Raw genomic sequence first — 7,042 nt, forward strand, 5'->3', positions numbered from 1 at the left:
GTCAGATCCCTTCTGCCTGCCGGCAGAAGGGATCTGACCCCCTTGGCTGGAAACCGTGACGTCCCGGCTTGCCGCTGTCACGTCGCAGGCCGCAAGATGCGGGCCGGTCCGGGGAGTCCGAGTGCATGAGCGTGGCGGTGCGAGGAAAGTCTGCGCGTGGATGGGGGCTGGCGGCCATGCTGCTGCTGGCCGTGGCGGGGTGCCGCGAGTCTGCCAACGATCCGGCCAGGCCGACGGCCGAGCCGGTGGCTGCAGTACAGGCGATGGCGTTGCGCCTGGCCGAAGATGATCTGGTCGGCTACGCAAAGCTGTCGGTGCCGCCGGGCCAGTACCAGCGCCTGCAGCAGGCGTGGGTGGAAGGCCACAGCCAGTGGCCGCTGACCGAGCTGCCACTGGGCGACCAGCTGCTGCCGATGCTGGCCGCACTGCGCAAGCCCGGTGCCAGCGCCGAACTGCAGCGCAGCTTCGATCGCCAGCTGGCTGGCCAGGCCGGCGCCGTGCGCCAGGCCGCACAGTCGATGGGCAACTTCGGCGTGCAGTACCTGCGCCACCAGAAGGGCTCCACGCCCAGCCAGCAGGCCCACTACATCGCCCTGGTCGAGACCCTGGCGGGGTGGGCGCAGGCTGCCCCGATCAGCGACCGCGCACGTGCCCGCAGCACCATCGCCGCGCTGGTCGGCGCCGCCAGCAAGGTCGGCTTCGAGGATGAAGCCGGCCTGCAGGCGGCCGGCATGGAAGGCAGCCTGCAGCAGCTGGCGCCGTTCATCCACACCCTCAAGGCGGTGCTGGGCAGTTACGGACTCGGCGTGGACGACGCGCTGCGCAGCGTGCGCGGCGAACTGCTGTCGGTGGAAGGTGACAATGCGCTGGTGCGCCTGCACTACGACCTGGCCGGTCGCGAGATGACCCTGCAGCTGCCACTGAGCCGGCGCGAGGGCCACTGGTACCTGACCCGCACCCTGGCCGACACCGACGCGCTGCTGCGCAAGGCCGGTGCGGCCCGCGCGGCTGCGTCGCCAGCACCGGCCGAAGCCCCCGCCGAGGGTGGGGAAGCGGCAACACCGCCGGCTAAGCCATAATGGCGCCGATGTCGAAACAGAACCCGCTGCCGTTCCCCGGCGAAGAATCCCAGTCGACGCCCGCCGATACGGTGCCGGCGTCCCCCTCGACCGGTACCGGCCCAAACCCGGTACCGCCGCCCGCGCACGCGCGTCCGGCTGGCCGCCGCCCGCTGTGGGCGCGGTTGCTGGGCCGCTTGATCGAGCCGTGGCTGTCGCTGAAGATCGAGCCGGAAGACCCGGGCCAGTACAACGATGGCCGCCCGGTCATGTACGTGCTGGAAGACTACGGCCTGTCCAACGCGCTGATCCTGGACAAGGCCTGCCGCCAGGCCGGCCTGCCGTCGCCGCTGGTGCCGCTGGCCGGTGATCCGACCGGCCGCAAGCGCGCCTATCTGGCGCTGTCGCGGCGCAGCTCCAGCAACTCGCTGATTCCCGAGCAGCGCGGCGCCAAGACCCACTCCGATTCGCTGGCCAAGGTCCTGCAGGCGCACCGCGTGCGCGATGACCTGGATGTGCACCTGGTGCCGGTGTCGATCTTCGTCGGCCGCGCGCCGGACAAGCAGAGCGGCTGGTTCGCAGTGCTGTTCTCGGAAAACTGGGCGCTGGTGGGCCGCTTCCGCCGCCTGCTGGGGCTGCTGCTGAACGGGCGCAATACCATCGTGCGCTTCGCCCCGCCGATCTCGCTGCGCAGCACCGTCGATGAAGGCCTGGAGCCGGAGCGCACGGTGCGCAAGCTGCAGCGCGTGCTGCGCACCCATTTCCGCCGCATCCGTGAATCGGTGATCGGCCCGGACCTGTCGACCCGGCGCCTGCTGGTGGACCAGGTGCTGGCCGCCGAGCCGGTCCGCGAAGCGATCGCCGCACAGGCAAAGCGCGACAATTCGAAGCCGGCCGATGCCTGGAAGAAGGCACACGCCTACGCCTGGGAAATCGCTGCGGACTATTCCAGCCCGGTGGTGCGCTCGGCCAGCTTCATGCTCAGCCACGTGTGGAACCGCATCTACGCGGGCGTGCTGGTGCACCACCTGGACAAGTTCAAGGCCGCCGCGCCGGGCCACGAAGTGGTCTACGTGCCCAGCCACCGCAGCCACATGGACTACCTGCTGCTGTCCTACCTGCTGTACGACCGTGGCATCGTGCCGCCGCACATCGTGGCCGGCATCAACCTGAACCTGCCGGTGGTCGGCACCCTGCTGCGCAAGGGCGGTGCGTTCTTCATCCGCCGTTCGATCCGTGGCAATGCGCTGTATTCTGCAGTGCTCAGTGAGTACGTCGCGCAGCTGGTGGCCGGTGGCTATTCGCTGGAGTACTTCGTCGAAGGCGGCCGCTCGCGTACCGGGCGCCTGCTGCAGCCCAAGGGCGGCATGATCTCGATGACGCTGCGTGCATTCCTGCGCCAGCCGCGCAAGCCGGTCCTGTTCCAGCCCATCTACATCGGCTACGAGAAACTGATGGAGGGCGGCAGCTACCTGGACGAACTGTCCGGCCGGCCGAAGGAAAAGGAGTCGATCTGGTCGCTGCTGTGGGGCATCCCCAAGGTGCTCAAGCAGAACTACGGCCAGGTGGTGGTGAACTTCGGCGAGCCGATCGCGCTGAACGATGTGCTGGCCGAGAAGGCCCCGGAGTGGAAGGGCGAGGCGGTGCCCGAGGACGAGAAGCCGGCCTGGCTGTCGACCACGGTGGATACGCTGGCCGAACGCATCCAGGTGCGCATCAACGGCGCTGCCGACGTCAACCCCATCAACCTGCTGGCGCTGGCCCTGCTGTCCACGCCGAAGCACGCGATGGGCGAGGCCGACCTGATCGCGCAGATCGAGCTGTGCAAGACGCTGCTGGTCGAGATGCCGTACTCGGACCGGGTGACGGTGACCCCGCACTCGCCGGAGCGGATCATCGCCCATGCCGAGGAGATCAACGTCCTCACCCGCATCAAGCACCCGCTCGGCGATGTGCTCAGCGTCAGCGGCGACACCGCGGTGCTGCTCAGCTACTTCCGCAACAACGTGGTGCACCTGTTCACCGCCTCGTCGTGGGTGGCCTGCTGCTTCCAGAACAACCGCCGCATGAGCCGTACCGGCCTGGTCCAGCTGGGCCGCACGGTGTACCCGTTCCTGCAGGCCGAGCTGTTCCTGCCGTGGAGCGAGGACGAGTTCGCGCAGCGCATTGACCGCACCATCGATGTGTTCGTGCGCGAAGGCCTGCTGCAGAACGTTAACGATGACGACGGCGGCATCCTGGCGCGCAACACCGGGCAGACCGACGAGGTGTTCCGCCTGCGGGCGATCGGCCATTCGCTGCAGCAGGCGTTCGAGCGCTACTACATCGCCATTTCGGTGCTGGTGAAGAACGGCCCGGGCGTGCTCGGTGCGGCCGAGCTGGAAAGCCTGTGCCAGCAGGCCGCGCAGCGCCTGAGCCTGCTCTATGCGCCGGCCGCTCCCGAGTTCTTCGACAAGGCCCTGTTCCGCGGCTTCATCCAGAAGCTGCGCGAACTGCGCCTGGTGTGGCCGGACGAGAACAGCAAGCTGCTGTTCGATGAACGCCTGGATGCCTGGGCCAAGGACGCCAAGTTCATCCTGGGGCGCGAGCTGCGCCACACCATCGAGCGGGTCAGCCCGGAAGCTGCGCGCCCGGACGAGCCTGCGCCGCAGGATTGAAGGTCGCGCCGGACAATGCGGTGGGTGCGGACCTTGGTCCGCACACTTCCACCCGTGCCAACCAAGGTTGGCACCTACCGGAGAGGGAGGCCAACCAAGGTTGGCACCCACCGGACCCGGCTCAGGCCGGCTCGTCGGGAATCTGCAGGCTTTCCAGCCTGGCGATGCAGTCCTTCAGCTGCAGCTTGCGCCGCTTCAGGCGCTTGGCTTCCAGTTCGTCCTCGCCGTTGGCCGCCATGCGGGTGATCTGTTCATCCAGCAGGCGGTGCTCGGCGCGCAGGGCGGCGAGGTGCTCGACGATCTCGGCGGGGCTGTAGGTATCCACAGCCTCCGAGCATACACAGCGTTGACGACTGCCGGGAGAGGGGAAACCCGACCCCCGGCCGGGGCGGCTCCGAGCCGTTAGAATGGAACCCATGAGTGCCGTGATTTCCCTTCCCGATCCCCAGCCGCGCGCCGCCCGCGATCCGCGCGTGGCCGAGCGCGAGCAGCACAAGCTGGCCAAGCGCCTGCGCCGCCAGGTCGGCGAGGCGATTGCCGACTTCGGCATGATCGAGGCCGGCGACAAGGTGATGGTCTGCCTGTCCGGCGGCAAGGACAGCTACACCCTGCTGGACGTGCTGCTGCAGCTGCAGAAAAAGGCGCCGGTGCCGTTCGAGCTGGTGGCGGTGAACCTGGACCAGAAGCAGCCGGGCTTCCCCGAGCACATCCTGCCGGAATACCTGGCAGGGCTGGGCGTGCCGTACCACATCATCGAGCAGGACACCTATTCGGTGGTCAGCCGGGTCATCCCGGAGGGCAAGACGATGTGTTCGCTGTGCTCGCGCCTGCGTCGTGGCGCGCTGTACAACTACGCCGAGACCCACGGTTTCACCAAGATCGCGCTGGGCCACCACCGCGACGACATGGTGGCCACGTTCTTCATGAACCTGTTCCACCACGCCAAGCTGGCGGGCATGCCGCCGAAGCTGCGCAGCGACGACGGCAGGCACGTGGTGATCCGGCCGCTGGCCTACGTGCGCGAGAGCGACATCGTCGACTACGCGCAGGCACGCCAGTTCCCGATCATTCCCTGCAACCTGTGCGGCAGCCAGGAGAACCTGCAGCGCCGCCAGGTCGGCCTGATGCTCAAGCAGTGGGAAAAGGACCATCCGGGCCGCATCGAGCAGATCGCGCGCGCCATGGGTGAAGTCCGGCCCTCGCAGCTGGCCGACACCACCCTGTTCGACTTCATGGCGCTGGGCCGTCGCGACGACACGCCGCTGCCCGACGCCCATGCCTGGCTGGCCGGCTCCCCGGCCGACGCCGACGCAGATCCCGAGACGCCCACCGTTTAAGGTCGGTCGCCCTTCCTCTTCGCCATCCGGAATTCCATGTTCTTTCGCAACCTGACGTTCTTCCGTTTCCCGACCACCACCGATTTTTCCGAAGTCGATACCCTGCTGCCGCACGCCGTGCTCAAGCCTGTTGGCGCGCTGGAAATGAATTCGCGCGGCTTCATTTCGCCATTCGGCCGCGAGGAGAAGGAACTGCTCTCCCACCGCATCGCCGAACACCTGTGGCTGACCGTGGGCGGCGAGGACAAGATCCTGCCGGCGGCGGTGGTCAACGACCTGCTCGAGCGCAAGCTGGAGGAGATCGAGGAGAAGGAAGGGCGGCGCCCGGGTGGCCGCGAGCGCAAGCGCATGAAGGACGACCTGCTGCATGAACTGCTGCCGCGCGCCTTCGTGAAGTCCTCGCGCAACGACGCCTTCATCGACCTGCAGCACGGCTACGTGGCGGTGGATACCTCCAGCCGCAAGACCGGCGAATACTTCATGTCCGACATCCGCGGGTTGCTCGGCAGCTTCCCGGCGATGCCGCTGAACGCCGAAGTCGCGCCGCGCTCGATCCTGACCGGCTGGATCGCCGGAGAGCCGCTGCCGACCGGGCTGAGCCTGGGCGAAGAGTGCGAGATGAAGGATCCGGTCGAAGGCGGCGCGGTGGTCAAGTGCCAGCACCAGGAACTGCGCTGCGACGAGATCGACAAGCACCTGGACGCCGGCAAGCAGGTGACCAAGCTGGCGCTGATCTTCGAGGACAACCTGTCCTTCGTGATCGGCGACGACCTGATCGTGCGCAAGCTGAAGTTCCTCGACGGCGCCCTGGACCAGTTGGAGCATGCCGACGAAGACGGCCGCCGTGCCGAGTTCGATGCCCGCTTCGCCCTGCAGAGCGCCGAGATCCGCCGCCTGTTCCTGTTGCTGGAAGAAGCGTTCAAGCTCAGCAAGGCTGACTGAACAGGCAGTTCGACGGTCGCCGGTCATCCGGCGGCCCGAAGCAGCGCTATGCTGGGCGCATGAGCCGTCTGCTGCGCCGCCTGATCACGCCGACCCCGCCCGCCACCGTACAGCGCGACACCGTTCGCCTGCGCCTGGAGGATGCCGAGATCGAGGTGCTGCGCGTGCGCGATCCGCGCGCGCGCCGCATCAAGCTGAGCGTGGACGAGCGTGGCGCGCGGTTGACGTTGCCACCGCGCGCAAGCCTGGTAATGGGCGAGCGCTTCCTGGAACAGCACCGCGACTGGCTGGCGCTGCAGCTGCGCCAGTACCAGGGGCAGGGCCTGCCGGCACCGCTGCAGCCCGGCGAAGACGGCGTGCTGCCATTGCGCGGTGAACTGTTGCCGCTGCGCTGGCAGGAAGGCCGCTACGCGCGGCTGGAGATCGACGCGCACGGTGCCTGCGTGCAGTGGCCGACCCGTGGTGGTGACGCCACCCTGCGCCGCCTGCTGCGCGAGTTCTATGAAGCGCAGACCCGCGCCGACGTCGGCCGCTGGCTGCCGAAGTACCTGCCCACCCTGCCGCGCGCTCCCAGCCGCCTGCGCCTGAAGGTGATGTCCTCGCAGTGGGGCTCGCTGGCCCCCGATGGCAGCATGGCCCTGGACCTGGCCCTGGTGCTGGGTCGTCCGGAAGCGTTCGAGTACGTGCTGGTGCACGAACTCTGCCACCTGATCCAACCGAATCATTCGGCCGCGTTCTGGCATGAAGTCGAACAACGTTTCCCTGCCTGGCGCGAACAGCGCGACTACTTCCAGCTGGAAGGGCGACGACTGAAGGCGATGCTTCGCCAGCTGTTGTAGAGCCGAGCCGATGCTCGGCTGACGCGTGCAGCGCGGGGTTCCAGTCATCACGTTGAAGAGCAGCCGAGCATGGCTCGGCTCTACAGAAGAGCGCGCGCGGCGCGCGACCCGCTCCTGCTCTTCCTTCTTTCTTCCGTGGTGGGCACACCGGAAACTGTCGAAGGACGGGATGGGTGGGATTGCGGGGGTGTCCGCGGCATGGATGCCGC

At 67.9% G+C, this 7,042-nt stretch carries 6 protein-coding genes; 5 read left to right on the forward strand and 1 reads right to left on the reverse strand.

The window, feature by feature from the left end; all coding sequences use genetic code 11:
- The first annotated feature begins 125 nt into the window (after nucleotides 1-125).
- Together ABGA94_RS03200 and plsB are read left to right on the forward strand one after the other, a co-directional pair.
- Nucleotides 126-1,079 carry a hypothetical protein gene (locus ABGA94_RS03200; RefSeq protein WP_375366368.1) on the forward strand — a complete coding sequence of 318 codons (954 nt, stop codon included), beginning with the start codon at nucleotides 126-128 and terminating at the stop codon, nucleotides 1,077-1,079.
- The gene (gene plsB / locus ABGA94_RS03205; protein ID WP_032954727.1) at nucleotides 1,079-3,715 is read left to right on the forward strand and encodes a glycerol-3-phosphate 1-O-acyltransferase PlsB; all 2,637 of its coding nucleotides are present in this window, start codon (nucleotides 1,079-1,081) and stop codon (nucleotides 3,713-3,715) included. Before ABGA94_RS03200 ends, plsB begins: the two co-directional genes overlap by 1 nt.
- Nucleotides 3,716-3,836: 121 nt before the next feature.
- Here the strand turns inward: plsB and ABGA94_RS03210 are convergent, their stop codons facing one another.
- The gene (locus ABGA94_RS03210; RefSeq protein WP_005421068.1) at nucleotides 3,837-4,040 is read right to left on the reverse strand and encodes a YdcH family protein; all 204 of its coding nucleotides are present in this window, start codon (nucleotides 4,038-4,040) and stop codon (nucleotides 3,837-3,839) included.
- 91 nt (nucleotides 4,041-4,131) lie between these two features.
- Here ABGA94_RS03210 and ttcA point away from each other — a divergent pair, with 91 nt between their 5' ends.
- The 3 genes from ttcA to ABGA94_RS03225 are packed head-to-tail and all read left to right on the forward strand — an operon-like array spanning nucleotide 4,132 to nucleotide 6,833.
- Nucleotides 4,132-5,052, forward strand: a complete 921-nt coding sequence (ttcA, locus tag ABGA94_RS03215; protein ID WP_170944947.1) for a tRNA 2-thiocytidine(32) synthetase TtcA — start codon at nucleotides 4,132-4,134, stop codon at nucleotides 5,050-5,052.
- A gap of 36 nt (nucleotides 5,053-5,088) precedes the next feature.
- The gene (locus ABGA94_RS03220; protein ID WP_005421064.1) at nucleotides 5,089-5,994 is read left to right on the forward strand and encodes a recombination-associated protein RdgC; all 906 of its coding nucleotides are present in this window, start codon (nucleotides 5,089-5,091) and stop codon (nucleotides 5,992-5,994) included.
- Between the two features lie 59 nt (nucleotides 5,995-6,053).
- Nucleotides 6,054-6,833: a M48 family metallopeptidase gene (locus ABGA94_RS03225; RefSeq protein ID WP_005421062.1), complete on the forward strand. Its 780-nt coding sequence runs from the start codon at nucleotides 6,054-6,056 to the stop codon at nucleotides 6,831-6,833.
- Nucleotides 6,834-7,042 lie beyond the last annotated feature (209 nt).

The organism is Stenotrophomonas sp. 3diitr2024, from assembly GCF_042136455.1.
Lineage (GTDB): Bacteria > Pseudomonadota > Gammaproteobacteria > Xanthomonadales > Xanthomonadaceae > Stenotrophomonas > Stenotrophomonas sepilia.